The 26,871-nt window shown below is 48.1% G+C and carries 23 protein-coding genes; 12 read left to right on the top strand and 11 right to left on the bottom strand.

Annotated elements, in window-relative coordinates; genetic code table 11:
- The 3 genes from AKL11_RS25740 to AKL11_RS19350 form a co-directional block, all read right to left on the bottom strand.
- On the bottom strand, positions 1-430 hold a 430-nt coding region (locus tag AKL11_RS25740), incomplete at its 3' end, for a hypothetical protein (RefSeq protein ID WP_216636826.1).
- 429 nt (positions 431-859) lie between these two features.
- Positions 860-3,034, bottom strand: coding sequence for an ATP-dependent DNA helicase DinG (dinG, locus tag AKL11_RS19355; protein WP_067520742.1), 2,175 nt, complete (start codon positions 3,032-3,034; stop codon positions 860-862).
- A gap of 128 nt (positions 3,035-3,162) precedes the next feature.
- Entirely contained in the window at positions 3,163-3,789 is a 627-nt protein-coding gene (locus AKL11_RS19350; RefSeq protein ID WP_067520739.1) for a hypothetical protein, read from the bottom strand.
- 172 nt (positions 3,790-3,961) lie between these two features.
- Here AKL11_RS19350 and AKL11_RS19345 point away from each other — a divergent pair, with 172 nt between their 5' ends.
- The 3 genes from AKL11_RS19345 to AKL11_RS19335 all read left to right on the top strand — a co-directional run bounded on the left by AKL11_RS19345 (position 3,962) and on the right by AKL11_RS19335 (position 8,748).
- Positions 3,962-4,444, top strand: a complete 483-nt coding sequence (locus tag AKL11_RS19345) for a YchJ family protein (protein ID WP_067520735.1) — start codon at positions 3,962-3,964, stop codon at positions 4,442-4,444.
- Between the two features lie 318 nt (positions 4,445-4,762).
- Positions 4,763-5,740, top strand: coding sequence for a TAXI family TRAP transporter solute-binding subunit (locus AKL11_RS19340; protein ID WP_067520732.1), 978 nt, complete (start codon positions 4,763-4,765; stop codon positions 5,738-5,740).
- A 428-nt stretch (positions 5,741-6,168) separates the two neighbouring features.
- Positions 6,169-8,748, top strand: coding sequence for a TRAP transporter permease (locus tag AKL11_RS19335; protein WP_095210541.1), 2,580 nt, complete (start codon positions 6,169-6,171; stop codon positions 8,746-8,748).
- Between the two features lie 69 nt (positions 8,749-8,817).
- Here AKL11_RS19335 and AKL11_RS19330 read toward each other — a convergent pair whose 3' ends face one another.
- From AKL11_RS19330 to AKL11_RS19315, 4 genes are all read right to left on the bottom strand, one after another.
- Positions 8,818-12,117, bottom strand: a complete 3,300-nt coding sequence (locus AKL11_RS19330; RefSeq protein WP_067520729.1) for an ATP-binding protein — start codon at positions 12,115-12,117, stop codon at positions 8,818-8,820.
- 248 nt (positions 12,118-12,365) lie between these two features.
- Positions 12,366-12,971: an SOS response-associated peptidase gene (locus AKL11_RS19325; RefSeq protein WP_067520724.1), complete on the bottom strand. Its 606-nt coding sequence runs from the start codon at positions 12,969-12,971 to the stop codon at positions 12,366-12,368.
- Between the two features lie 8 nt (positions 12,972-12,979).
- A complete protein-coding gene (locus AKL11_RS19320; RefSeq protein WP_067520721.1) occupies positions 12,980-13,210 on the bottom strand; it encodes a hypothetical protein in 231 nt (76 codons plus the stop codon).
- Positions 13,207-13,758 carry a tetratricopeptide repeat protein gene (locus AKL11_RS19315; RefSeq protein ID WP_067520718.1) on the bottom strand — a complete coding sequence of 184 codons (552 nt, stop codon included), beginning with the start codon at positions 13,756-13,758 and terminating at the stop codon, positions 13,207-13,209. Before AKL11_RS19315 ends, AKL11_RS19320 begins: the two co-directional genes overlap by 4 nt.
- A gap of 178 nt (positions 13,759-13,936) precedes the next feature.
- Here AKL11_RS19315 and AKL11_RS19310 point away from each other — a divergent pair, with 178 nt between their 5' ends.
- Positions 13,937-15,112 carry a 1-acyl-sn-glycerol-3-phosphate acyltransferase gene (locus AKL11_RS19310; RefSeq protein ID WP_067520715.1) on the top strand — a complete coding sequence of 392 codons (1,176 nt, stop codon included), beginning with the start codon at positions 13,937-13,939 and terminating at the stop codon, positions 15,110-15,112.
- Between the two features lie 9 nt (positions 15,113-15,121).
- A complete protein-coding gene (locus AKL11_RS19305) occupies positions 15,122-15,469 on the top strand; it encodes a YqfO family protein (protein ID WP_067520711.1) in 348 nt (115 codons plus the stop codon).
- On the opposite strand, the gene AKL11_RS19300 is transcribed toward AKL11_RS19305, so the two are convergent.
- Positions 15,438-16,004 (bottom strand): NUDIX hydrolase, encoded by a 567-nt coding sequence (locus AKL11_RS19300; RefSeq protein ID WP_216636607.1) that lies wholly within the window; start codon positions 16,002-16,004, stop codon positions 15,438-15,440. The genes AKL11_RS19305 and AKL11_RS19300 overlap by 32 nt on opposite strands.
- Before the next feature lie 288 nt (positions 16,005-16,292).
- Between AKL11_RS19300 and AKL11_RS19295 the strand changes: the two genes are divergently transcribed.
- The gene (locus AKL11_RS19295; protein ID WP_067520707.1) at positions 16,293-17,144 is read left to right on the top strand and encodes a hypothetical protein; all 852 of its coding nucleotides are present in this window, start codon (positions 16,293-16,295) and stop codon (positions 17,142-17,144) included.
- Positions 17,145-17,709: 565 nt separating this feature from the next.
- Entirely contained in the window at positions 17,710-18,315 is a 606-nt protein-coding gene (locus tag AKL11_RS19290) for a CoA pyrophosphatase (protein ID WP_067520703.1), read from the top strand.
- Here the strand turns inward: AKL11_RS19290 and AKL11_RS19285 are convergent.
- The 3 genes from AKL11_RS19285 to AKL11_RS19275 form a co-directional block, all read right to left on the bottom strand.
- Positions 18,312-18,875, bottom strand: a complete 564-nt coding sequence (locus AKL11_RS19285; protein WP_067520699.1) for a chalcone isomerase family protein — start codon at positions 18,873-18,875, stop codon at positions 18,312-18,314. The genes AKL11_RS19290 and AKL11_RS19285 overlap by 4 nt on opposite strands.
- An 85-nt stretch (positions 18,876-18,960) precedes the next feature.
- Positions 18,961-20,217: an HlyC/CorC family transporter gene (locus AKL11_RS19280; RefSeq protein ID WP_067520695.1), complete on the bottom strand. Its 1,257-nt coding sequence runs from the start codon at positions 20,215-20,217 to the stop codon at positions 18,961-18,963.
- A gap of 50 nt (positions 20,218-20,267) precedes the next feature.
- Positions 20,268-21,071: a cytochrome C assembly family protein gene (locus AKL11_RS19275; protein WP_067520691.1), complete on the bottom strand. Its 804-nt coding sequence runs from the start codon at positions 21,069-21,071 to the stop codon at positions 20,268-20,270.
- Between the two features lie 208 nt (positions 21,072-21,279).
- On the opposite strand from AKL11_RS19275, the gene AKL11_RS19270 reads away from it, so the two are divergent.
- From AKL11_RS19270 to AKL11_RS19250, 5 genes are all read left to right on the top strand, one after another.
- Positions 21,280-22,647, top strand: coding sequence for an MATE family efflux transporter (locus AKL11_RS19270; protein ID WP_067520687.1), 1,368 nt, complete (start codon positions 21,280-21,282; stop codon positions 22,645-22,647).
- Between the two features lie 109 nt (positions 22,648-22,756).
- Positions 22,757-24,172, top strand: a complete 1,416-nt coding sequence (gene ffh / locus AKL11_RS19265; protein WP_067520683.1) for a signal recognition particle protein — start codon at positions 22,757-22,759, stop codon at positions 24,170-24,172.
- 363 nt (positions 24,173-24,535) lie between these two features.
- Complete coding sequence (locus tag AKL11_RS19260; protein ID WP_067520680.1) at positions 24,536-25,432, top strand: DoxX family membrane protein; 897 nt, start codon at positions 24,536-24,538, stop codon at positions 25,430-25,432.
- Between the two features lie 16 nt (positions 25,433-25,448).
- Positions 25,449-25,949 carry an RNA polymerase sigma factor gene (locus AKL11_RS19255; RefSeq protein WP_067520676.1) on the top strand — a complete coding sequence of 167 codons (501 nt, stop codon included), beginning with the start codon at positions 25,449-25,451 and terminating at the stop codon, positions 25,947-25,949.
- Positions 25,939-26,568, top strand: coding sequence for a hypothetical protein (locus AKL11_RS19250; RefSeq protein WP_067520673.1), 630 nt, complete (start codon positions 25,939-25,941; stop codon positions 26,566-26,568). The genes AKL11_RS19255 and AKL11_RS19250 overlap by 11 nt, the downstream gene beginning before the upstream one ends.
- Positions 26,569-26,871 lie beyond the last annotated feature (303 nt).

Raw genomic sequence — 26,871 nt, 5'->3', positions numbered from 1 at the left:
CAGAGATGCCAGCCAGTCGCTTATAGCGACCATCTCCACGTTGATATGCTCGCTCACAGATCTTCTTTATTGCAGGCCCATTCAGGCCATTATGAAGTCGGTCAGTCTCGGCAAGAAGGCGAATGTCAGCCTTGGAATACTTTGTCTCAAACCCCTTCGTTGTCCGCTGTTTGCGCTTGAGAAGCCCCAGATTCAGGTATTCTTTAATTAGCCGGGTTATTTGCGCCCTGGAATAGCCTGAAGCGACGATCAGATAGCGTTTGATCAGCCCTTTCTCAGGCTTGCTCAGAGTGCGGTATCGAAAGTGTTTGAGAGTGCCTGCAATCCATTGATAGCACTCGTCTTTTGACTTCCAACCAGGCTGTATCTGCGGTGTAGCCTGAAGCAGCTCCTCCACCTGCTGGAGCGATTTGATGAGCCGTGTGTCCATTATGATTTTCATCCAGTAATTTTGGACGAAAGATCAGAAATCACAGGCTCATTTCATTTTGGAAACAAGGGCTCCGTTCAGGCTCATTTCATATTGGAAGAGACTCAACCCCAAAAATACTGATTATTATGTGAATACTGACAATGAGGACCTGCATCAGGTATACCAATCGCACCCGGATCGCCTGCCGGAAGAGCTAAAAGAAATTCACAACAAATTAACTGACATAGAATCTTTCGACGCCAAAATAACTTGTTTTGAAAATGCATTCAGCAAAGGGTTTCCCGATGGAAGTTTTGCAACGTGCTACATAACTTCTCCTGACAACACCGTGATCGAAGGCAACTATAAATTCTACCAGCTCAACTATTCCGGGAAGTCCACTATGTACGTACTTACTGATTCTGGCCTCTGCATTTCGGAGTAAGTTCAGACAATGGAACCCGACTCAATCACCCGTTTAAACGGCGGCAAAGAGTTGAGGATCATCTGACCATAACGAGCAGTGACCAAACGACGATCCATAAGTGTAATTCTGCCCCGGTCCTGCTCCGTTCTTAATAAACGACCACAGGCCTGTATTAAACGAATCGCGGCATCCGGCACCGTGATTTCCATAAACGGATTACGCCCCTGGGCTTCCAACCATTCCGACAACGCAGACTCCACTGGATCATCAGGAACTGAAAAGGGAATTTTGGCGATAATCACGTGCTCGCAGTAATGGCCGGGCAAGTCGATACCTTCCGCCAGACTGGCAAGCCCAAATAAAATACTGACTTTTCCGTCATCAATATTCTGACGGTGTTTTTTAAGCAACTCCTGTCGTGAATAATCGTCCTGCAAAAGAATGTTATCCTGCAGGGCTGCATCCATGCCAAAATGCACATCTTTCATTTGCCGGCGGGATGAGAACAACACCAGCAACCCTCTCGGGTGATCTGTCTCATTAAGCAGGTCGGGCAGCAGCTCAACCAGTTCGGCCGTATGCTCTTCTGCATTTTTCGGGTTCGATAACATGGCAGGAACCACCAGCGAGGCGGCCTCTTGATGCAGAAACGGGCTGGGCACAATCACACACTTGGATTCTGCTGGCACACCGGAGCGCATACGGAAACGACTAAAGCTTCCCAATGCGGCCAGTGTTGCAGATGTGGCAATCACTGCGTAAGCGGGATTCCAAAGGGTTTGCCAAAGCGTTCTTGAGGAGAGAATCGGGCTACTGAACACCTCCAGCTCTTCGCCAAAACTGTTTTCACTCCATTTCAACCAGCGGGCTGATGGCGGTTCACCTTCCGGGTCTTTCATGGTGTAGGTTAGCCAGAGTTGAAAGTGCCCTTCCATTCGGGAGAGCATGCCGCCAATTTCCGGATACAATTGTTCCGCCTGCCAGCGATCAATACCGGGCACATCACCATCCATTGCATCGTTTAATGCACTGGCAACTTTTTCCAGCATCCCGCTGCATTTGCTGAAGCCAGCCTTCAACCGTTCTGCCTGTTGGCGCAATTCTTCCGGGATAACCCCTTCCGGAAAACGGTAATGGGCAACCTGACTTTCACCTTGCGGCGTAAACTGGGTTCTGGGCTCAAAATGCGCAATGCTGTGCAACATTTCGCGGGTGTGACCCAGCGCATTGACCAGAGAGTCAAATTCCGGCTGCAATCTTTCCAGAAGTTCACCAAGGTCACCGGGGAGCGCCTGCTGACTCAACATCTTTTGAAGGTTCCGCCCTGCACGTTCCAACCAGGTGGCCGTCCCTTTGACGCGGGTTTGACAGGTAAAGTGACCGATGGCTTTGTCCGGCAAGTGATGGCCTTCATCAAACACATAAATAGCGTCTTTGGGTTCTGGCAAAATAGCACCGCCACCCAGAGCAAGATCCGCCAGCACCAAGTCATGATTTGCCACCACAACATCGGCATGTTCCAGATCCGCCCGGGCTTTATAGAAAGGACAGTTCTTGAAAAAGCCACAGCGTCGACCACTGCATTGAGCGTGATCGGTGGTAATGGTTCGCCATTGTTGATCTTCCAGGGCATCAGGCCAACTATCACGATCGCCCTCCCATTTTGATGCAGCAAAGGCTTCCAGCATATTTTGATAGAGTGCCAGAGACGATTGATCGCTTTCCAGAGTAAAGCCATCGTACGCAAACATATCCATAAGAGAAGCAGTGGCTTCTTCTTCCTGCAGCAGACGATCCAGTTTACTGAGACACGCGTAACGACCACGACCTTTGGCGAGGGTGTAGGAAAACTTCAGCCCGGTTTTGAGAATAATGTCTGGCAGGTCTTTATTAATAACCTGCTCTTGCAGCGTGACCGTTGCCGTGGCAATCACCAAACGTTTCTTGGCCGCCTGCGCCATCACCACCGATGGCAACACATAACCCACGGTTTTACCGGTGCCCGTTCCCGCCTCAATCACGGTGACGGATGGATCAGAGATGCGATTGCCTTCGCTGTCGGTTTTAATATCGCCAAGGGCCCGGGCAATTTCGGCAATCATCTGCTTCTGCCCACTGCGGGCTTTCAGCTTCTTGCTTTCAAGAAATGCGCTGTACGCTTTCTGGATTGTTTTTTTCTGGGGCTCATCAAGCACTGCGCGTTTCGCTCTGGGGGACTATCAATAAAGTATTCAACTCTGAATGATTGTATCTAATATGTCGGGAGTTACCACCGGTAGATGCCACAGAGCAGAGGCGTTGAGCGAAAAAAATGAACGGAGGATTAGAAAAACTGCCCAACACCCGATGGACTTTCCAGCTGCAATGACAGCTGTCGACACGGAAATGCGCGCTGATAGTCGGCAAACATTTCTTGCAGCTCAACAGAGTTATAAGGCAAAAATGTTTCAATAAAACCGAGACCTTCAATCACAAGGCTTTCTGGCATATTGGAAAGACGATCGTCCATCATTGCGCCTTTGATTCCCGAAAGCCCTTGAAGGTGAGTCAATACGCCCAAGTGCTGCTTAAGGTAAGACGTCAGGCGATAAGCGTCTGTCACGCCAGAAAGCTCCAGAACCAGAGATTGTCTGCGGCGGGACTCAGGCTCAGGCATTTCTGCCAGCCATTCACCTTCTCCACGATCTACCAAAAATTGTTGCAATGTCTTTAGGTAAGCCACTTCGCTCACCGCCAACACTGAACCAGAAGACCAGTGCTGCACCGCTACCTGCCCTGGCTGTAACGTCGGAAACCTTGGTGACCCAGGATAACTGATGCCACAGTTGCCACCTTTATTAACGTAACCGATTTGCCGGATGGCAAAATTGACGAGATGCTCCTCTACCGGCCAGCTTTGCTGCAGGGTCCAATAGAGTAAATCCTCAATCTCGTCGGCACTGACTTCCATTACTTCTTACTTGGCTAGGTATATGTACATATAAGTTACCGTTTTTTTGATCAAATGCGTATTGATACACATCAAATAATAGAGATCTTTTTTTATACAGCGACTTGTTTACGTTATGATTCTTCGTTTCGTCAGCCCATTTCATTGAACTCAGCCGTATGAACCAAACAACATGAAACAAACAGTCACTGAATCTCTCTGCCCCTGCGACTCCCAACAAACAATGGCAGCGTGTTGCGGGCAATATCTGGAAAACCTATCAGCCCCTACCGCTGAGAAGTTAATGCGGTCGAGGTATACCGCCTACACCCTGAACGACTTCCCATACCTGATTGCCACCACGCACCCGGAACAACAAGCTGCTCTGAAAGAGCAACAGGTGTATGAACAAACACCCGACACCTTGTGGCAAAAGCTGGAAATTCTAGACACACAGGCAGGGCAGGAAAGCGACACTTCGGGCACTGTTGAATTCAAAGCCTCATTTCGAGAAGACGAAGATGGCCCCGTTCATGCTCATCAGGAGTGCTCATCGTTCAGTAAAATAAACGGACGGTGGTATTTTATTTACCCAAACCAGCCTTTCCAGAAGATCGGAAGAAATGATCCCTGCCCTTGCGGCAGTGGCAAGAAATACAAAAAGTGCTGCCAATAACACAAGCGGATTGTATTTATCGCACTATCATAAGCGTATACCGAGAACAAGAGACGCAAATCAAAGAAATCACCTTTCTTCTGTGTTAGCATTCCAGTCCTCCATCAGGACTATCCACTCAACTGGGATAGTCCAACAGGCAATGTCTGTATCTCTTCCTTCTGGATTCAGACGTCACAATCAGTCAGGGGGAGCGGACAACTCATGACGAGTTTTCCGGACTGAATAAAAAAACAGCCGTGTGCAAAAGTCAGGGGTACTTTATTAACTCTCTGGCTTTATCCCATGGTAATAAAAGTACAATAACGAGGACTGACAATGACCATTTTCAAAAAACTGGGACTTGCCATTCTGGGGGCCGGTTTCGCTGCTGTATCTTCAACGGCCAGCGCTGCTACCAACCAGCAATTTGTGACCATTGGCACCGGTGGTGTTACTGGCGTTTACTATCCTACTGGCGGTGCTATTTGTCGCCTGGTAAATAAAGGCCGCAAAGAACACGGCATCCGTTGTTCAGTTGAAAGCACCGGTGGTTCTGTTTACAACCTGAACACCATCCGTGCCGGTGAGCTGGACATGGGCATCGTTCAATCCGACTGGCAGTATCACGCCTATCGCGGCACCAGCGCTTTTGAGCAACAGGGCGCCAATGAAAAGCTGCGCGCTATCTTCTCTGTACACCCGGAAGCATTCACCATTCTGGCCAGAAAAGATGCCGGCATCACCACCTTTGAAGACCTGAAAGGCAAGCGCGTAAACATCGGCAACCCAGGTTCTGGCCAGCGCGGCACCATGGAACTGCTGATGGAATCCTATGGTTGGGATCACAGTGCGTTCTCTCTGGTCTCCGAGCTGAAAGCGGCTGAACATGCCAAAGCGCTGTGCGACAACAAGATTGACGCCTTTGTTTACACGGTTGGCCATCCATCCGGTTCTTTCAAAGAAGCCACCACCTCCTGCGACACCGTTCTGGTGAGTGTGACCGGCGACAAAGTGGATCAGCTGATCAAAGACAACCCTTACTATCGCACCGCGACCATTCCAGCCGGTATGTACGCTGGCAATGATAAGGACGTTGAAACCTTTGGTGTTGCTGCGACCTTCGTAACATCGACCGATGCCAGCGATGAAGCCATTTATCAAGTAACCAAAGCCGTGTTTGAAGATCTCACCACCTTCAAGAAACTGCATCAGGCTTTTGGCACTCTGCAGAAAGAACAAATGGTCACTGACGGCCTGAGCGTTCCTCTCCACGAAGGCGCCAAGCGTTACTACAAAGAAGCCGGTCTTCTCTGATCGTGCTTTATAAAGCGGCTGTTTACATAGTCGCTTTTCCAACCTTGAATAAAAAAACAACTTAGGGAACTGGAAAGGAGGATTATACCGGCGTCATCTCCGCGAAGGCGGAGATCCACTGTCGTGGTGGATTCCCGCCTTCGCGAGAATGACGGGGTGCTGGTATTTTCTTAAATGCCACTTCCCTTAGTCCGAAGTCACACATGGCTCAGAAGCCTGATTATATTCGTAGTCAACAGTTGTTCCTTAACGAGTGCTGCCTGAACTCTAAAAGCGACTTCTGTAGTGCAATTAACAGCACTGAATCAGGAAGCGATTGCAGAATTTAAGCACAACCAATAAATCGATTTCCTCCTTTGGACAAGGTCATAAAAAAGAGAACGTACGCTCGCAGGTACTTTCTCATCGTCAGTATTAACAGGTAGTTTATGGACACACTCAACAGCGATAAGCTGAACTCATCACCCTATTCAGAGCCAGCAAACTCTGCTGAACAAATCGTCAACCAATCCGAACAGGGTGGGCGGCAACCTCAGGGGGCGGCTAAATTCATTTTGCTGGGTATCGCCCTGATCTGGTCTCTCTTCCAGCTATGGAATGCTTCACCACTGCCGTATATTTTCAACATCGGCATTTTTAATGATGGCCAGTCTCGAGCCATTCACCTGGCTTTTGCCATTTTTCTTGCTTTCATTGCTTATCCGGCCAGAAAGACTTCATTTTCTAATAAAGTGCCAGTAACGGACTGGATGTTTGCACTAGCCGGCAGTTTCTGCGCCTCCTATCTGTATATTTTTCACAGAGAACTGGCAACCCGTGCCGGCGCCCCGATTACATTGGATCTGATAACCGCTGCAACAGGTATGCTGTTATTACTGGAAGCGACCCGCAGAGCACTAGGCCCGCCATTAATGATCGTGGCCGCGGTATTTATCACTTACGCTTTTGCTGGCCCCTATATGCCAGACGTTATTGCCCATAAAGGTGCCAGCCTTAACAAGGCGCTGTCCCATTTTTGGATAACGACAGAAGGCGTATTTGGCGTTGCTCTGGGCGTGTCCACCAGCTTTGTTTTCCTGTTTGTTCTGTTTGGCTCTTTATTAGAGAAGGCTGGCGCGGGTAACTATTTTATTCAGGTTGCCTTTTCACTGCTCGGCCACCTGAAAGGCGGACCGGCTAAAGCGGCAGTGGTTTCTTCAGGACTCAGCGGTATCGTGTCAGGTTCGTCTATTGCCAACGTGGTGACAACGGGCACATTTACGATTCCATTGATGAAAAAGGTTGGATTTCCTGCCCATAAAGCGGGGGCTATTGAAGTCGCTGCGTCCACCAATGGACAACTGACGCCGCCTATTATGGGCGCCGCTGCGTTTTTGATGGTGGAATACGTTGGTATTTCTTATATCGATGTTATCCGCCATGCGCTTCTGCCAGCGCTGATTTCCTATATCGCATTGTTTTATATCGTGCATCTGGAAGCATTAAAAGCAGGCATGCAGGGTTTACCCAAAAGCGTAACCCGCACCAAAACACAGGCACTAATGTCATTTACCGGCACCTTTGCCGGAATGTGTGTACTGGGCGCTGCGGTTTATTACGGGGTTGGCTGGACTCAGCAATATATGGGTGATCACGCCTTATGGATTATCTCAGTCGCCCTCTTGGGTGCCTACCTTGTGCTTCTGAAGATTGCCGCAGCCCAGCCCGATTTGATCACCAACATTGAAGATGAAATTCGCAGCACTCCGATACCCGGGCCAACCATCAAACGCGGCCTGTACTATCTTCTGCCTTTGGTGGTGCTTCTGTGGTGCCTGACCGTTGAACGCTACTCTCCCGGCCTGTCTGCCTTCTGGGCGACACTGGTGATGATCTTTATCACCCTGACCCATAAGACATTGATTGACTGGTTCCGAAAAGAAAACACCATCACCCATGTGAAGGAAGGCTTTTTTGATCTGATTGATGGTATGACTACCGGTGCACGAAATATGATCGGCATTGGTGTTGCAACGGCGACTGCTGGCATTGTGGTTGGCGCAGTAACTCTGACTGGGATTGGTCTGGTCATGACCGAGTTTGTAGAGTGGGTGTCTGGCGGCAGCATTATACTGATGCTGTTGTTTACCGCCATCATCTGTCTGGTTCTGGGTATGGGTCTGCCGACAACGGCAAACTACATTGTGGTTTCGACGCTCATGGCGCCGGTCATTGTCACTTTAGGTGCTCAACACGGCCTGATCGTACCGTTGATTGCTGTGCACTTGTTTGTGTTTTACTTTGGCATATTGGCAGACGATACGCCGCCTGTGGGTTTGGCAGCCTTTGCCGCCTCTGCTATTGCTCAGTCAGACCCGATTAAAACCGGTATTCAGGGTTTTATTTACGATATTCGAACCGCGATTCTGCCGTTTATGTTTATCTTTAATACGGAGCTGTTGCTGATCGGGGTTGATAGCATTCCACAGCTCATCATTATTGTATTCGGAGCGATTGCCGCCATGCTGGTATTTGCCACTGGGACACAAGGGCATTGGCTGGTGAAAAACCGTTGGTACGAAACCCTTGGCCTGCTGCTAATTGCCTTTACACTTTTCCGCCCGGACTTCTGGTGGGATAAAGTCTATCCGCCGTATAACACCTACGAAGGAGCCGCCATTGTCGAACAGGTTGAAGCCCTGCCCGATCAGGCTGGAGCAAGGCTTTGGGTGACTGGTGAAACACTGGAAGGCCGGCAGGTGACGCAGATGGCCATTCTGCCCGCAGGCGATAAAGGCCTCGCTGATGATCGCTTCCGCAACATGGGTCTCGAAGTTCTACTGAATGATGATGATTTGATCATCGATATGGTGGACTTTAACAGTGAGGCTCAAAAAGTCGGTATCGATTTTGACTGGCAGATCCTAAAGCTTGAAGTTGCGGCAGAACGCCCACCAAAACAATTGGTCTGGATTCCTGCGTTTCTACTTTTATTATTGATCTATTTTGGACAACGTCGTAGACAATGATAACAACCACTGGCTTCAGATTTTTCTGAAGCCAGTCTTTTCCAGTAACTCTTGCTTCAGATTCTTGTTTTAGACTCTTGTTATAGAGAGCCGACGGATAAAATTCTCCAATCTGGCAATATCCATTTCGCTAATAAGCGACAATATAAACCCAACAATATATTGAAAGCTGTCGTCCTGTTGAAAACTCAGCAGATAGCGTTTTAACTGCTCTAAATCGCCCTGATCAAAAAGAGAAATAACGGTATCAGAAAATACACTCTTTTCTTTTAGCTGTAACAAGACACACTCTTCATTCCATACTTCGGGTGTTTCAAATGGTTCCGAAACATCACCAATGAACTGCACCCCCAGAAGCCTTCCGACTTTCTCAAACATAACACCTGCGTCCACTGGTTTAGCAATGTATTCATCAAACCCATGACCAAGCAACTGTTTTCTAGCCCCCTGGCTAACACTGGCCGTTACCGCAATAATTTTAAGATCACCGGCGGTAGGCAATGTTCGAATCAGCTTTATTGCTTCTACACCGCCCATCACTGGCATCGCAATATCCATCATCACCAGATCGAAATGGGTGTTTTTGATTGATTCGACAGCTTCAACCCCATTGCGCGCAGTCATAACATTAAAGCCAGCAGAAACCAGTAAAGCGTCGAGCATTTCCAGGTTGCTACTGACATCATCAACAACCAACACCATAATCTGCTGACACTTGCTGTCGAGAGATGTATAGCCTGAGGTATAAGGAGACTCACTCACCCGCTTCCCACCTTCATGACTGCCAGGCACCAATGGCAGGGTAAATGAAAAACGGCTCCCCTTTCCGGGCTCACTGACAACCTCAAGCTGGCCTCCCATTGCCAGAACCAATCGGCGACTGATCGCTAACCCAAGGCCAGTGCCACCCATCTGATAATCAAGGTGTATTTGTCGAAAGGGCTCAAATACTGCTTCCAAATCACCGGCAGCAATGCCAACACCGGTATCACAAATCGCAAAATACAACTGCGCCTTAGCGATCGAAACATGGCATTCCACCCAACCATTTAATGTGTATTTAACACCATTACTGATCAGGTTAAGCAACACTTGTCGTACTTTTATCTCATCGAGCATCACAATATCAGGCAGTGATGGCTCAATAATCAACCGTAGATCAATCCCTTTACTGTTGGCTCTCTCTAATAAGATACTTTGTACACCTTTTAATAATGCCTTCAGATCAACCGCCGAGAAATGCAACTCAATCTCACTGGATTCGATCTTCGTCAGATCAAGGATATCGTTGATCAAGGACAGCAAATGCTGCCCACTGGCTTCTATCGTATTCAAACTCTTACGTTGAGCCCTGTGCACGTCAGGGTTTCTGAGCAGCAATTGAGCATTCCCCAGAATTCCGTTCAAAGGGGTTCGAAGCTCATGACTCATATTGGATAGAAATAATCCCTTGGCGAGATTCGCCCGCTCTGCAGCCTCTTTAGCGCTCAGTAGCTCATCCTTTATTCGCTTGCTTTCAGTCACATCCCGAATAACCATGGATATAAGGAGACCGTCGTCCATTCGCAAGGGGTTACTGGTGATTTCCACAGGAAAGACCCTGCCCTCTTTATTTACCGCTTCCGACTCAAAGCCTTCAAGACAAAGCGCTTCCCAGCTGGCTTTGGTCAGATCGCTCAGCAGTGGATGCCGGGAGCGGCTGGCAATGGGCGTGAGAATATCCAGAGGCAGATTCACCAGTTCTTCCCGATGATAACCAAACAAGGCTTCTACTCTTGAGTTCACCATACTGATAATGCCTTCCGGCGTCGCGATCACCGTGGCATCCGGTGCACTGTCCAGCAGCAACTTAAATTTCCGGGTATCACTGACCCGATCAGTAACATCATGAGCCAGCCCCTCGATCTGATACTGTCTTCCCGGAAGATCCCCCATGTCACTCCAGTAAATTTCCAGCTGCCGCACACTGCCATCGATGTGTCGTACATCCAGCTCAAAAGCATGATCACCACATCCCGCCATCACCTCCCGAAACTCCTGACGAAAACGATACTGGCTATCCTGCCCTTCCAGCAATCCCATTAGCGGTCGGAGGAAAGCCTGTTGAGAATACCCAAGAATTGCCAGTATGGACGGACTGACATGAGTCACGCACCCCTCTTTATTAAGATTGAAATAGAAGTACTTCCCTTTCACCTTGCCAAGGAGGTGGCCAATATTATTCGTTCTCGCTTGATGCAGTGCTTTTTCACGATCACATAAACGGTCAGCCAACTGCTGGAAACTTTCAGTCAGACTGCCAATTTCATCTTCGCTGAATTTTTGAATCGATGGTTTAATTTGCCGGAAAGCAAAATCATCCATCACTCTTTTCAATCGAACGATTGGACGTGTAATTCTGACCGATACCAGGCTGGCACAGGAAAAAATGAGTGCAAGGGAAAGCATCATTAACAGCGCATTGATCTGAGCATCATCAAGCACAGAGGCCAGCACCACTTTTTTGGGAGCATAACTGATCATCCACCAGGATACCGGGTTGATTGGCGCCCCCATTAACCAGTATTCATGATGACGAGCCGGTACCCATCTATTTCTGAACTCGGGCTCACCCCGGGCAATCAAATCCTCCAAATCATTCCACATCCCCGGGGAACCATAATAAAATTGACTCTCATGGATCGTGTCAAGTGCATGCCTTCTAGGGGTTTCACTGTCCGTTTGCAGATACTTTCCAGCACTGTTCACAATGGAAAAATTCGCAGTTTCTGATTCTGCATCCAAAAGATGATGTCGAAAGTCTGATAAATTAATATCAACCCAAAAATACCCCTGCAAACCCGATTCGGATTTAATAGGAATAATATAACTGACCAACCAACCTTCTTTAGCGCTGCCCCGGGGAGACGTCCAAATACCATCGCTGTCTGCATTCGGGTTCGCCCACAGTAGCTGTAATGGAAAAAGCGATCGCTCTTTGGCTTCCTTCAACAGAACCTTACCGTCAATCCTGTTGGCCCTCAAAATATCCCAGTGATGATACTGACCATCCCATTGAGCATAAGCAGCGCCACGAAGCAAAGGATCCCGTTCTATAAAATTTTGCAGGTACGCATTAATTTTTTGCTGATCCGATGAATGGATCTCTGTCAGCATATCGGACATCAACGAGGCCATATTCATTACTAGCTGAATATGGCTACCGATTTTATCCGCACTGTGCCAAACCTGCTCAACCAGTCCTTTAGCTACTTCGTGAGAAGACTGCTGGAGGGAACAGTAAAGATGAATCCCAAACAGCAGGTTATAGAGCAGGGTTACCGGCACCACTGTGAAGAATATAATTTTTTTTCTGATGGAAAACTGCACTGGTCATTTCAAGGCTATAGGCAAAGAAAGCTAAGGATAGACCAGCACTCAGTTACTGCATGGCGTTTGATGCTAAGGATTTGCCCTGAAATAACATCCACATTTCAATTAACGTTGTCCGAAAAAGCTGGAGCCACTCGCGCTTTTGCGGACCACGGATCACGGACTACGGATAGAGGTCTCAACGATGCTTCAAGGCCTCAGTAAATGTGGATCTTTTTGGGAGCAGGTTCTAACCAGATATAAACCTAACGCTTTACCAAACTCTGGCAATTGAAGGCATTCTTCATTAGCGGGAGAGAGAACCGACTCACATCAAATGCACCGCCTTCCAACCATGCCAGTGCATCGTCATTATTCACCACAGCAGGCATTCGCTCACCAAGTACGGATAATTGTTCAGTGGCGGGCATCGTCAACACAGCACAGGATTCAAAACTGAGAGTGTCGTCTACTTGATAGCGCTCCCAAAGGCCAGCCATCAGCATGAAGGGTTGCGTTTGACGGTTAATTTTCCAGAGTTGGCGCCGCTGATCAGGGCTGTGATGCCATTGGAAATAACCATCTGCCAGAATCAGGCAGCGCCTTTTATGCCATGCCTCTTTGAACATTGGCAGCTGACTGGCGGTCTCCACCCTGGCATTCGCCTGAGCTTTTGCAAAGTTATCCAGCCAGGATGGCGCTAACCCCCATTTGGCTTGAGCTGCCTCAGGACGTTTTTTTTTATCTAGCCGAATCATCCAGACCTGTCGTCCGGGCGCGATTTGCTGCAATGGGTTGTCAACAGAAAACGTGCCCAACCCGAGAAACCCCAGATCAACTTCTGCCAAATTGAATGAATAACGTGTACACATGATAATGATCAGGGCTCGTCAAATATGGGGGTTGCCGAGAGATAATCATCAATCAGCTGCGTTGCCAGAAGCGCATCCTCTGCCGGAACATAAAGCCCCAGCAATCCAATGGCCGGCAGCTCACCCATAGCACCGGTAAGGTCAACGCCTGAGAGATGGCTGTGGATACGTTTGCTGTGCAGCATATCCTTCAGACACTGCCCTTCAATCAAGGTCGCCGGTGTATAGATATGAATCATTTCAGATACAACGTTTCTAACTGAGTGACTAATTCACCGGCCTTCTCACGCTGTTGTTCATTGAGCATGCCCATTAATGTTTGCTTTTGTATCTCTGCCTGTCCCGCCAGCGGATTGTCTTTATGAAGGCTCAGCTCTGTCCACATATAAGCGGCAATTAAGTTACGATCCGTACCTTCGCCATTCAGGTAGGCTCGTCCCAGCTCATACTGCGCTTCCGCATTCAGCCCATCCCGCCCTGCGGCCTGCTCAAAGAAGGTAAACGCTAAATCTCTGTTCTTGCCAGTACCCGCCAGGCCATCTCGATAAGCCCGCCCGATCAAGAGTTGCGCCTCTGCCCGAGTTGCCTGATCTCCCTTACGGGCCACTTCCTGAAGCGTTTCAACCGTGGATAAGCTACTGTCCAGCCCGCCCAGTTGAGCAACTTCAACCAGCGCCCCAAGACGCACTTGAAAATTCTGCTCAGACTCTGTCGCTATTGCCTGATTTGCCCCAAGGGCAACCACCAGCATTAAACAACCAATCATTCCGTCAATTCGCTTGGACATGATGAACCTCTGTTTTGTGGTATTTATATTCCAGTTGCACTGTATTTTATGTCAGACTCTGAAACGGTGTAAAACACATCGTGTTTACAATAAGCGACAGTGTTTATACAGACCACAAAAAAATGAATGGATATACTCCACCGGTTATCCGCCTGAACTGTTGTGAACACGCGCGCCCATGGAAGCTTTTGACGATATCCGCCCTTACTTTGACAATGAAGTCCGTCAAACCCTGAACCGCTTACTTCAGGATCCGGATTTATTGGATGTTCTGGCAAAACACCGCTACCCCAAACTGGCTCGCCTATTGCCCGCCATAACCCAATGGCTGACATCGATTGCACTTAAGTACAAAACTCGTCACATAGATGATGTGCATGCTTTCCAAGGGTTAATCGAGCCATTTCTCACCCGGGTGATTAAAACAACCACCAGCCGCGTCACCTTCTCAGGCCTCGAGAAACTGGATAAAGATAAAGCCCACCTGTTCCTGTCCAACCATCGGGATATTGTTCTCGACCCGGCACTGGTGAACTATGCGCTCTATCAGAATGGTATGGAAACCTGTCAGATCGCCATTGGTGACAACCTGATCAACCGCCCCTTCGTCAGTGATCTGATGCGACTCAATAAAAGCTTTATTGTGAAACGATCTGTCACCGGCCGGCGGGAAAAGTTTTTGGCTTTTCAAAACCTATCCGCTTACATACACCACTGCATTGATACAGGTCAGCCCGTATGGATTGCTCAAAGCGAAGGTCGAGCAAAGGATGGCAATGACCGTACCGACCCAGCCATCATCAAAATGTTCAACCTGAGCAAGAAAAATAAGTCCACGTCCTTTGCTGACAATATTCGATCCTTTAATCTTGTGCCGGTTTCTATTTCCTATGAATACGATCCTTGTGACATCAATAAAGCGAGAGAACTGTACGAAAAAACAGAGTCCGGCCATTATCAAAAAGAAGATGATGAGGATTTACGAAGCATCGTGACGGGTATTGAAGGTTTCAAAGGCCACGTTCATGTGGCCTTTGGACAACCACTGACGGACAGTTTTAATGATGCCGGTGACGTTGCTCGGGAAGTAGACCGGCAAATTCATCATAACTACCAATTGCAGCCATCCAACTTGCTGGCTTTGGAAACCCTTGAAGGGGATTCGTTTAGCACCGAAAATGCAATTGAGTCGCTATTCCCCAACATTAATACCAAGAAAAAACGAAGCGAGTTCGCCAACCGGCTGGAAAGCTGCCCGGAAGCCCACCGCCAAGGGTTTCTCAAAATGTACGCTCAACCAGCAATCAATCGCTTTGGTTATGATGCAGAAAGTGTAAACCATGAAGAAACTTGAGCGTCAAACATGCAAAGTGATACTTACAAAATCTGCGTGATGATTCCTACCGGATTCGTTAACGCTGTGAAGGATGCTATGTTTGCTGCCGGTGCCGGTCACTACGACAATTACGATCAATGTTGTTGGGAAACCGCAGGCACCGGACAATTTCGTGCCCTGGCGGGAAGTCAACCGTTCTCAGGATCCCAGGGTGTCGTGCATCAGGAAGAAACCTGGAAAGTGGAGCTCATCTGTCATCAAAAGTATCTTGAACAGGTGATTGAGGCATTACGACATGCTCACCCTTATGAGGTGCCCGCTTTTGATATAACCCCGGTATTCCTTACCTATCCCTCCGCTCCGCAGGTGGATTAACCGCCTCTATTCTCATGGGGAATACGCCTGACTGGCGATCAGAAAAGTAATATTTCAACGTTGTAGCGATAGTTGAGAAAGCCAATGCATCCCAGGGAATTTCCTCTTCGGAGAACAGCGCCACCTCCTCACTCTCATCTCCCGGTGCAAATTCAGGACGTTCCAACGTCGACAGGAAAAAGGCCGATAAATGCCCGACATGAACCACATTAAACAATATATAAAGTGATTCAATGGTCACATTGGCGCAAGCCTCTTCCCAGGTTTCCCGAAGCGCACCCTGCTCAATGGTTTCACCCAACTCCATAAAACCACCCGGCAGCGTCCAGAAACCTTTTCTGGGCTCAATCGCCCGCTTACATAACAGCACCTTACCCTGATAGACCGGCAGGCAGCCCGTCACCACCCGGGGGTTTACATAATGAATGGTATGGCAATGATCACAAACATCCCGTTCTCGCTGATCACCTTCCGGCACTTCTTTTCGGGTCTGATGACCACAGGCACTGCAATATCGAATGGCGGACCCGATCATTAGCTGTTACTCCCTGTTTTCTGACGCGCTTTCGCAACGGCTTATCTCCAGAGTAACAAACCCCATAACAGCAAAAAACCATCTTAAGAAATTAAATCCTTTTTACCGTAATGCCAACCTTACTTGCTTGCTGACGCACAGACTCAGCAGTCGAATCCGGTGCAATGTTCGTTTCTCATGGAAACACCTATAGAAAAAACGTTAGTGCTACTAACTGGTTAGTTAGGGATTCAAGGAAAAACATGACTCACAATATCCGGCCACTTTAATACATCGAGATTTAACTTCATGAACGCATCCTCTCCTTTGCCCTTAACAATTAGCCAAAATGTCGATTCACAGGCTTTTTTTGATACGAAAATTCCACTTAATAAACCAGCAGATAGGAAGGGCAACCCTCACTCTGGCAACGCTAATGCTAAACAAATTCCTCTACCAGCATGTTTTGATACAAGCAAACCACTAAAGGTACCTACTGACACCGGCAAAAGTAATCACCAAGGAAGAGCTGTTTCTAAACCAGCAGCTAATCAAATAGCACTTATCAACCCTACACCTCCCGCTGATGTTAACGCGCCCCAAAAAAAATCCTTATTCCAACGCTACATCTCCTACCCCGGCAAGGTAGCGTTTCATTACGCCAGGATACTCTCTGACGTAGTCACCACAGCCACAGCATGTACAGTAGGTGCTATAATCGCTTTTGCCGGCCGTACGGTCAGCACGCTGGCGACGGCACCTGTTTCCTTATTAATCAAGCTTGGTGAGTGCTGTGGTTTAGTAAAAGCGGGAACAGCAGGAAAGGTTTTTGATACTGCCAGACATTACGGAATGACAGCAGGCCTGCATCTTGGCTATGCTACTGGTAAACTGGCGGGACGATTGATTTCTCTACCTGCCAGCCCAATCCCTCTTATCATTGGATTTGCCTTTGGCGCAAATGATTCTACCCATAACAATTTTAACCGTATAGAAAATAACCAAGCAGGGTTAACCACTTTCCTTAAGAAACTGGCCCAAGATATTCTTGAGAATCCTGAAGGAGCATTTACAGATAGCCAGATGCAGGCTTTAAAAGCAGTGCAAGATAGAAATAACATACAGTTTATAGACCTTTCAGACGCGTTATTTTCAGTATAACGGCTAAGCCGTTTAGAGACTGTCGCAAAAGGATTTCGCTCGCTACCTTGTGCGACAGTTTCTAGCTCAAAGCAACCTTATAGATGAGAAACCCGATGAAACGTTTGTAGGTGCTAAGGGAAGTGGCATTGGAAAACCTACCACCGTTCGCACTGAGGCTGTCGAAGTGCGGTGCAACCATCCTTCGACAGGTTCAGGATGAACGGATTACCTGGTATTTTTCTAACTGCCCCTACCCTAAGTAGGTGATCATTTGGAATCGAATATTTCTGGTTCATTGGGCAGGTACCTGACAACGCTTAACGACGGAAGCATAGCAAGCTGTGTGACCAGAGTTGCAACGCTGACAAGTGTTTGAACAAGGAGTCAGAAAATATAACTTCATGTGATCACCTATTTATGCGTTATTAAATCACTTCTCCCTTAGACCCATCTCCGCTTGACACTGATTGGTACATTTGAATATTCATTTTATTCCCCAAGTGCTCATTCAATACTGGATAAATCCGCTGCAGCTTCTTAATATAGATCCAAGCCCTTGGCCAGGATGCCTGAAGTTACCCTTATGTTAAAACAGGTTGAAGAGCGGCTGAATCACCATCAGCCCAGAATAGTTGGCACACAACTTCCCGAAGCGGCAGTACTGATACCAATAACAGACAGCCCAGAACCCGAGCTGGTATTTACCCGCAGGGCAACCCATATGAGCACCCACAGTGGCGAAGTCGCGTTTCCGGGAGGCAAACGAGACCCGTCGGACAAAGACTTGATCGATACTGCGCTTCGCGAGTCCTACGAAGAAGTTGGATTGCCGATGGAAAAGGTTCGTGTCATTGGCCAGACAGGCTCAGTGGTTTCGCGCTTTGGTCTGGAAGTCACTCCCATCATTGGCATCATTGATGCCAACACGCCACTGAAAGCCAACATGGATGAACTGGATCGAATTTTCAAAGTGCCAGTCCGTTATTTTCTGGATGAAAGTCACATCACCTTCAACCACTGGAAACTGAAGGATCAGGATTACATGATGCCTTCCTTTTATTATCAGGATTATCTGATCTGGGGTTTGACAGCAGTGATGCTGGTTGAGTTTCTGAACATTACTCTGGATGCCGACATCGCTCTGGATGCGCCTCAGTTTCACAGCCATTACCTAAGGCAAAGGGCTTAATCATCAGCGGCTAACCCGATCAACCCCTTTCTCAGTTTTGGGTAAGCGGTATTTTCTGACAACCAGATTTCCAAAAAAGCTCTGGACAGAGCCGGATCATCCACCTGCCCAATAAATTGATGACCAAAGTAGAACTTCCCTTTCTCGTCCTCGATCACAAAGACCAGTTGATCGCCTTTTTTAATATCAGGCCAAAAAGGCGACAGTATCGCCAACCAATGACGTCGAAGTGCTTTGGAATAGTTCAAGTGGCGCCACTGATCATCCGTCGCTGACAGCAAACTCTTTTTCTTAATGTTACGTTTGTAATCAATAACCAAGGCAACCGAAGATTCAAACCACTGGTTTTCGTTGTATTGCCCGTCCGGAGTAAATAATCTGGCATCATAGATATGCCATAACCCCCACCATAAAGAGGAAGAACCGACGGGCTTCCAGCTTTCCCAAGAATGATCTAAAGAAGAGGATTCAGCACTGAACAGTGGCTGACTGATGATCAGGGCAAGCGTTAGACACAAGAAACGCAGAAAAAGACCACATCCGCTGTAAACCGATCCCATGAAAAAACCTTTTTATCTGATTACCTTTTCATCACTTACGTATCGGCTTGCTCAGCAGTTCACCAGAACTGCTCAGTAACAGCAATTAATCCGCCAGAAACATACGAACACTTTTAATCCGGTTATCTCTCACCTGCAGAATTTCGAAACGATAATTTTTCACTTTCCAGCAAACACTGGCATCGGGAATCACCTGCATTTCTTCAGTGATCAAACCATTAATGGTGCGGGCATCATCAGTTGGTAATTCCCAACCCAGAAGCTTATTCACATCACGAATGGAGGCAGAGCCATCGATGATATAACTGCCATCGCCCTGAGGGGTGATCTCCTGACTGCTGTCGGAGACATCTGTCGTAAAGTCGCCAACAATCTCTTCAAGAATATCTTCCAGTGTTACCAAACCCATGATATCGCCATACTCATCCACCACCAGCGCCGTGCGTTCTTTGGCTTTCTGAAAGTTAAATAACTGAGTATGAAGTGGTGTGGTTTCCGGAACGTAGTAAGGCTCAATGGTTTCCTGCAATAAGGTTGCCTTATTCACTTCTTCCAACGTCAGAAGTCGTGCGATTTTACGCATATGAAGCATACCAACGATATTGTTGACATCACCACGATAGACGGGCATTCGCGTGTGCTGACAGTCTCTGAGCTGGTGAATGATGTCTTTAATACCGTCTTCAATATCGATGCCATTGATTTCATTACGGGGCACCATGATGTCATCAACACTCACCTTTTCAAGATCGAGAATACCCAGCAACATGCCTTTACGCTTGGTGGGCAATCTTAATCCGGATTCATTCACCAGCGTTCGAAGCTCTTCGCTGGTAAGATAATCTTCACCTTCCTGCCCTGGTCGTATACCAAATGGACGCATCAGCAAGGAACAGATCCAGTTGACCAGCGCCACCACCGGGTAAAGAATCTTCAACATCGGCGTTAACACCAGTGATGAAGGAAAAGCCACTTTCTCTGGATACATGGCCGCAATGGTTTTTGGTGTAACCTCGCCGAAAATCAGCACAACAAAGGTCAAGCCCAGCGTGGCGATAGCAATGCCGCTGTCACCCCACATGCGCATAGCGATAATCGTGGCAATGGCTGAAGCGAGAATATTCACCAGGTTATTACCAATCAGAATCACACCGATGAGCCGATCAGGTCGATCCAGAAGTGCACTGGTTCTTTTGGCTGCTCGATTACCTTTACGGGCAAGGTGACGAAGGCGATAGCGGTTGATGGCCATCATCCCGGTTTCAGAACTGGAGAAAAATGCAGAGAACAACAGCAGGAAAAACAGTGCGCCAACCAGAACGCTAAGGGGAGCTTCACTCAAAAAGGTATGCCTTTAGGATTTACGAGTCTAATTATTTTATCTCAAACGCATTATTGAAAACAGGACTGACCTGAAATCACACAATCCAGCACCAGCCTGGAACCAAAATAGGCCAGCACTAGAAAAACGACACCCGCCAGTGTCCAGCGAACCGCTGTCTGCCCACGCCAGCCAAAACGCCAGTGTCCCACCAGCAACGTGGCAAACAACCCCCAGGCCATAAGCGACAGAACCGTTTTATGCACCAGCTTCTGGGCAAACATGTCTTCAAGAAATAGGAAACCACTGCCCAATGACAGCGTTAACAGGAAGACGCCCAGCCAGAGAAACTCAAATAGCAGTTTTTCCATGGTCTGCAAAGGCGGCAGGGTTTTCATGGTATGTCGATGAGTTCGGAGTTGATGCTCCTGCCAGGAAAGCAACACAGCTTGGCAAGCGGCAACCATCAAAACCCCATAAGCCATCACGGACAATAAAATATGAGCCACCATCTCAGGAGCCGGATTCCAGACAATATGTTCCGCTGGCGACCAAATCGCCAGGACAATCATTGCTATAGAAATGGGTAAAATAAGAATCAACAAACTTTCTGAGGGCTTTTTGAGGCTACTGACCAACACCAGTAATGTCACCATCAGGGCGGTTAGAGAGCCCATGGTGAACACACCAAGATTGATGCCTTCTCCGGAATGAATTGAGCCATAAAGAGACAAGGCGTGAAAGATGACACCGATCGTCGTCAGTAATAGAACCAACCAACGGGGAAAACCGCGACCGGTGGTTCGCAGTCCCTGCCCAACAGAGCCAGCCAGATAGCTACCAAGCGCCCCCATACTGACCAGAAAGCCACTCATTCAATAAGCCTATAATAATTAATTCGAAAAGCACGCCCATCAGGGGCTGATAAAATCATTGTAATTTTGTCATATTCCCGAATGGGAAACAAACCTGACTTACTATTTAACGCCAAGACTGTTAATATCCGCGCCGCTCAAGGCCGTGCCCTGCTGTGTCCCCCTCCCTTTCTGCCCGGGTCAAGTACTGGCATGTATACTGATACAAATGCAAAACCAAAGTTCTACTCTTCATTATTTAGCCGCTGAAGCCAAAACCCTGCTTCAGCTGTCTTTACCGATCATCATTACCCAGCTGGCCACCAACGGCATGACCTTTGTGGATACCGCCATGGCAGGCCAAGCCAGTGCTGCCGATCTTGCCGCTATCGCCGTTGGCAGCAGCCTATGGCTGCCAGCGAGTTTGCTTCTCCGTGGTACCTTGATGATACTGACGCCGGTCACTGCTCATCACAGAGGAGCCAACAATCAAAAAAGTATCACCGCGGATTTGGCACAAACTGTCTGGATTGCTTTGTTGTCTGTGCTGGCACTGGCTTTTTATCTGAACAACGGTGAAACCATCCTCAATTATATGAAGGTGGCACCAGAAGTGGTTCCTACAGCAGTAGGCTATTTGAATGCTTTGGCTTTTGGCCTGCCGGGAATAGCCTTGTTTTATACCCTGAACAGTTTTCTGGAAGGGATGGGTAACACCCGTGCGCCGATGGTGATTTCAGTAGCAGGCTTACTGATTAACATCCCGGTCAACTACGTCCTGATCTATGGCAAATTTGGTTTTCCGGCCATGGGTGCCGTTGGCTGTGGATGGGCAACCAGCCTGGTTTACTGGCTGATGTCACTGCTTATGTTTGCCTATATCCGTTTTCATCATCGCTATGCTCATCTGGTTGACTTCAAACAGATGGTGCCAAGCTTGGGTAGAATCAAAGAACTGCTTCGCCTCGGCCTGCCCATCGGCATTAGCATTTGCATGTGTGGCAGCATCTTTGCCGTCATTGCCCTACTGATTGGCAAACTGGGCGCCAGTAATATTGCCGCCGCCCAGATTGCCCTGAATTTCTCCAGCATGACGTACATGATTCCCATGAGCCTCTCTTTCGGCATTACCATTCGAGTCGGTTTTTCTCTCGGGCAGAAAAACACATGGGAAGCCAAACAGCGGGCAATCAGCGGCGTCATCACAGCAATTGCACTGGCTGGCATCTCAACAACCTGTATTTTATTGTTCCGTGAATCCATAGTGAATCTTTACACCACCGATTCAGCCATCAAACAAAGCGCCATGTTCTTGCTGATCCTCGCTGCCTCCTACCAAATCAGCGATGCACTTCAGGCCTCCACCAGTGGCGCACTGCGTGGTTATAAAGACACCAATATGCCCATGATTCTTTCCTGCGGCGCCTATTGGGGCATTGCCCTGCCAATGGGCTACATCTTCGCCATGACCGACTGGATCATCCCCGCTCTTGGCACTACAGGCTTTTGGGTCGGCATTATCACCGGCTTATCGCTAGCGGCACTGCTGCTTGCAATTCGCTTGATCAAACTGGTCAACAAACCAATCCCCGTATAACTTTTCTCTACCCACTGACGGCGGGCAACGTATTGCTATATAATGGCATTTATTTTGCGCCGCCAGTCAACGCTGCCGGCATAGATATCTGATCAGGGTAATTCCCAGAATGTTCGAGAACTTAACCGAACGCCTTTCCCGTACGCTAAAAACCGTCACGGGCAAAGCGAAACTGACCGAAGACAATATCAAAGACACCCTGCGCGAAGTGCGCATGGCGCTGCTGGAAGCGGACGTTGCGCTTCCCGTTGTCAAAGAATTTATCAATCGGATCAAAGAGCGGGCAGTTGGCCAGGAAGTTCAAGCCAGCCTCAGCCCTGGTCAGGCCTTTGTTAAGATCGTTCAGAATGAACTGATCGAAGTGATGGGTTCGTCCAACGACGAACTGAACCTTGCCACTCAACCGCCTGCCGTTATTCTGATGGCTGGTCTGCAAGGTGCGGGTAAAACAACATCTGTCGCTAAACTGGGTAAATGGCTCAAAGAACGCCAGAAGAAATCCGTTATGGTGGTCAGTGCCGACGTCTATCGTCCGGCAGCGATCAAACAGCTGGAAACGCTGGCTGAGGAAACCGGGCTTAATTTCTTCCCGTCTTCCATTGACCAAAAACCTGTCGACATCGTTAACGGTGCGATTCAAGAAGCCAAAATCAAGCACGCCGATGTATTGATTGTGGATACCGCCGGTCGTTTGCATATCGATAACGATATGATGACGGAAATCCAGCAGCTGCACAGTGCGATCAACCCCATCGAAACCCTGTTCGTGGTTGACGCCATGACCGGACAAGACGCGGCCAACACAGCGAAAGCGTTCGGTGACGCCCTGCCACTGACCGGTGTCATTCTGACCAAGGCCGATGGTGATGCCCGTGGTGGTGCCGCCCTATCCGTACGACAGATTACTGGTAAACCCATCAAGTTTATTGGTATGGGTGAAAAGACCGATGCTCTGGAACCTTTTCATCCGGACCGTATCGCATCTCGTATTCTTGGCATGGGCGACATTCTCTCCCTGATCGAAGAAGCCGAGCGCAAACTGGATCGCAGCAAAGCCGATAAACTCGCCAGCAAACTGAAAAAAGGCAAAGGCTTTGACCTGGAAGACTTCCGCGATCAACTTCAACAAATGAAGAAGATGGGCGGTTTAAGCGGCATGATGGACAAACTACCTGGCATGGGTGGCATGGCGCCGCAAATGCAAGGCCAGATGGACAATAAAATCTTTGTTCAGATGGAAGCCATCATCAACTCCATGACCCCTGCGGAACGTGCCAATCCGGACATCATGAACGGCTCCCGGAAAAAACGTATTGCCGGCGGCTCCGGCACACAGATTCAAGACATCAACCGACTCATCAAACAACACAAACAGATGAGCAAGATGATGAAGAAGGTGACTAAAAAAGGCGGCATGAACAAGCTAATGCGCGGCATGTCTTCGATGAAAGGTCAGCTTCCCGGTGGAATGGGCGGCGCTGGTGGTATGATGCCTCCCGGCGGCGGCAAGAAGTTTCCTTTCTAAATATCCGTTAAGCCTGATTTTTTACACGGCAAATCTATTACACCCTCAAAAACCATCTTCTCTGGCCACACCAGAGAAGATCCCTCTTCAATCATTCAAACTAAGAGCCCGTATCATTAGCTTTGACGTATTCCATTCATTCTGTGCGACGTAGAAAGATGGCGCCTCCGCACTTCGATACGTCGTCAAGCTCAGTGCGGACAATATTATGCTCTGTTTTTGCAATCAAAATTGTTTCTCGTTCGTCTTACTTTTAAGCACCCCAGCATATGAACACTGATATTCTGGCTCAATAAGCAGAAAATTCGATTTCATATGCAAAGGTACTCAATGGAATGAGTATCATAGAAAACGGAGACATTGATGAATCGGATAATGGCGAACAATACGCAGGATCAGACGGCCTTAATTGCCAGCTTTTTAAGAGTTGGCATGGGGCTGCTATTTGTTATCGGTGGGCTCTCCAAGCTGAGCTTGTTGCTCAACAGCACCACTCATGACGGGATGGTGGCGAACTACATGGGCACAGCAGGCTATATTAATACCCTGTTTCAGGCCTACCTGTTCAGTGATGGTTCGCTACTGACGCCATCAGGATTCCTAACAACACTCTCAGCCTTTGAACTGGTGTCTGGTTTTTTTCTGATTGTCGGCTTTATGGTTCGCCCTCTGGCGCTATTTTATGGATTCCTGTTATGGAGTTTTGTGGTAGCTCTGCCGGTACACACAGTGCCCGGTGTTGAGGTTGATGTAAAAACCTATACCTCACCGGCGATATTTGTACAGATCCGTGATATCACCCTGTCCGGAATGATGTTTGTGTTATTTAACCTTGGAGCAGGCGTTCGTAGTCTGGATAACAAACTATTTCCTCATACGGTCACGATTAGCTGGGAGTCTTTGGGATTATTGCTGCGCTTTTCGCTGGGCGTGACGTTTATTGTGGGTGGTTTCTTTGGAGGCTTCCATAAGGTACCTTCATTTGCCACGGCTCAGTGGCTGCTGGCCGTCATCGGGTTGCTTCTTGTATTTGGCAATCCTGCACTGGTAAGAGCTGCCGGTGTTGGCGTAGTCGCTGTGATGTTAGTTTATATGTTGCAGAAACTGACTATGGATAAAAGCATCATTGCAAACCTGAATAGTATTAAAAGGGAGTTCGCTCTGATAGCGGCAGGCATTGCTTTGCTCGTAGCTGGTGGTGGTATGGCCTTTACTGCGCAGGATTTATTAACCCGAAGTAAGCGGTATATTTTTCGATAATATCAGGACATTTGCCATGGACAGGGCATTACTTAACCAGCTCTACCGCTACGCCATCGCCCTGACCCGTGATAGTGATGAGGCGTTTGATTTATTGCAACAGTCAGTTGAACGTTATCTTCGCCGATCGAACTTTCAATCGGACGACCATGTACGAGAGCCTTCAGCGTATCTGATGCGAACCATACGTAATCAGTTTTTTGATCAGGCTCGGCATCAGCGCATGCATCTGGTGGTTAATGAACAACTTCAGCAGGCCAACACAGAACTGGATGATACGCCATCACCTGATGATCTGCTAATTCACCAGCAAATGGCAGAAGGGTTAATAAAGCAGCTTGACAGCCATGAACAAGAGCTACTCTATCTATGGGCTGTGGAAGAATACACTGCACAGGAAATTGCCACCATGCGCTCACAGCCACGGGGAACCATTCTTTCTCAATTACACCGCTTGAAAAAGAAACTCAGGACACAGCTTGATACGGATATAAGGAGAGTGCTCCATGAGACCTGAAGACAAAATCTCATTACCCCAGGCTCTTAAAGACCATTTTTCTAATCACGAGTTGTCGGAAGATCAGCTGCAGATATTACTAACACGACAATCGTCTATTAAAACGGTACCAATGACCATCGGTCTGCGGGAGAAATTCTCGGCATTGCTACGCTTATTCAAACGACCTTCTGTCCTGCTGGCACCTGTGCTTGTACTGATGGTAACCGTTATCATCATTGCGCCGGTGATGATTCTCAACGACCTGACAGAACAGGTTGTTAATGAAGTGGCCTACAACCATAACAAACAGATGGCCATGGAAGTTCAGTCCAGTCAATTGGATCAGGTGGCTGGCTACCTTTCTCAACTGGGTTTTCCTTTGATCGGGTCAAAATATCTGCCGAGCAATCAGTGGGAACTGTTGGGTGGTCGTTATTGCAGTATTCAAGGTAAGCTTGCGGCACAACTGAAGCTCCGAAACCGTCAGAACAACCGCATCTATACCTTCTACCAGTCTTTGCTGCCAGAACCTATGGCTAGCTTGAAACGGTACGAAAGCTATGTAGATGGCATCAGAGTTTCTCTATGGCAGGAAAATAACTTACTACTCGGACTTGCCGGGCAGCCCGAACCTTGAGCTTTTTGTAGGCTCTGATGCATAGTATTTGGCCTACGCAAAATACACCCAACTCTATTAAGTTTACTGGCTGTCATTCTCGCTGAAATGAGTAAATGCAGCACATTTTTATAAAATTTTTGTATCTCTCATTTTTTACTTTGCTACACACTACCAGAGTGTGTCGAAAAAACCTCCAACCCTGGCTCCCATGCTTTGCGTGGGAGTCGGAAACCCTGATATTTGGGATATGGATTCCCACGCTGGAGCATAGGAACGAGCTGATTGAGAGTTTTGCGACACCCTCTACCGGGTGTAATTAAA

This window comes from Endozoicomonas ascidiicola, from assembly GCF_001646945.1.
Taxonomy (GTDB): domain Bacteria; phylum Pseudomonadota; class Gammaproteobacteria; order Pseudomonadales; family Endozoicomonadaceae; genus Endozoicomonas; species Endozoicomonas ascidiicola.
This window is presented reverse-complemented; position numbering and strand designations above follow the sequence as displayed.

Excerpts from the sequence above, each read along its gene's own strand:
- AKL11_RS19310 (WP_067520715.1), top strand. The coding sequence starts at position 13,937 with ATGGAAGCTTTTGACGATATCCGCCCTTACTTTGACAATGAAGTCCGT.
- AKL11_RS19335 (WP_095210541.1), top strand. The coding sequence starts at position 6,169 with ATGGACACACTCAACAGCGATAAGCTGAACTCATCACCCTATTCAGAG.
- ffh (WP_067520683.1), top strand. The coding sequence starts at position 22,757 with ATGTTCGAGAACTTAACCGAACGCCTTTCCCGTACGCTAAAAACCGTC.
- AKL11_RS19295 (WP_067520707.1), top strand. The coding sequence starts at position 16,293 with ATGAACGCATCCTCTCCTTTGCCCTTAACAATTAGCCAAAATGTCGAT.
- AKL11_RS19275 (WP_067520691.1), bottom strand. The coding sequence starts at position 21,071 with ATGAGTGGCTTTCTGGTCAGTATGGGGGCGCTTGGTAGCTATCTGGCT.
- AKL11_RS19315 (WP_067520718.1), bottom strand. The coding sequence starts at position 13,758 with ATGTCCAAGCGAATTGACGGAATGATTGGTTGTTTAATGCTGGTGGTT.
- AKL11_RS19260 (WP_067520680.1), top strand. The coding sequence starts at position 24,536 with ATGAATCGGATAATGGCGAACAATACGCAGGATCAGACGGCCTTAATT.
- AKL11_RS19350 (WP_067520739.1), bottom strand. The coding sequence starts at position 3,789 with ATGGAAGTCAGTGCCGACGAGATTGAGGATTTACTCTATTGGACCCTG.
- AKL11_RS19255 (WP_067520676.1), top strand. The coding sequence starts at position 25,449 with ATGGACAGGGCATTACTTAACCAGCTCTACCGCTACGCCATCGCCCTG.
- AKL11_RS19305 (WP_067520711.1), top strand. The coding sequence starts at position 15,122 with ATGCAAAGTGATACTTACAAAATCTGCGTGATGATTCCTACCGGATTC.
- AKL11_RS19320 (WP_067520721.1), bottom strand. The coding sequence starts at position 13,210 with ATGATTCATATCTATACACCGGCGACCTTGATTGAAGGGCAGTGTCTG.
- AKL11_RS19345 (WP_067520735.1), top strand. The coding sequence starts at position 3,962 with ATGAAACAAACAGTCACTGAATCTCTCTGCCCCTGCGACTCCCAACAA.
- AKL11_RS19270 (WP_067520687.1), top strand. The coding sequence starts at position 21,280 with ATGCAAAACCAAAGTTCTACTCTTCATTATTTAGCCGCTGAAGCCAAA.
- AKL11_RS19250 (WP_067520673.1), top strand. The coding sequence starts at position 25,939 with ATGAGACCTGAAGACAAAATCTCATTACCCCAGGCTCTTAAAGACCAT.
- AKL11_RS19290 (WP_067520703.1), top strand. The coding sequence starts at position 17,710 with ATGTTAAAACAGGTTGAAGAGCGGCTGAATCACCATCAGCCCAGAATA.
- AKL11_RS19340 (WP_067520732.1), top strand. The coding sequence starts at position 4,763 with ATGACCATTTTCAAAAAACTGGGACTTGCCATTCTGGGGGCCGGTTTC.
- AKL11_RS19285 (WP_067520699.1), bottom strand. The coding sequence starts at position 18,875 with ATGGGATCGGTTTACAGCGGATGTGGTCTTTTTCTGCGTTTCTTGTGT.
- AKL11_RS19300 (WP_216636607.1), bottom strand. The coding sequence starts at position 16,004 with ATGATCGGGTCCGCCATTCGATATTGCAGTGCCTGTGGTCATCAGACC.
- AKL11_RS19325 (WP_067520724.1), bottom strand. The coding sequence starts at position 12,971 with ATGTGTACACGTTATTCATTCAATTTGGCAGAAGTTGATCTGGGGTTT.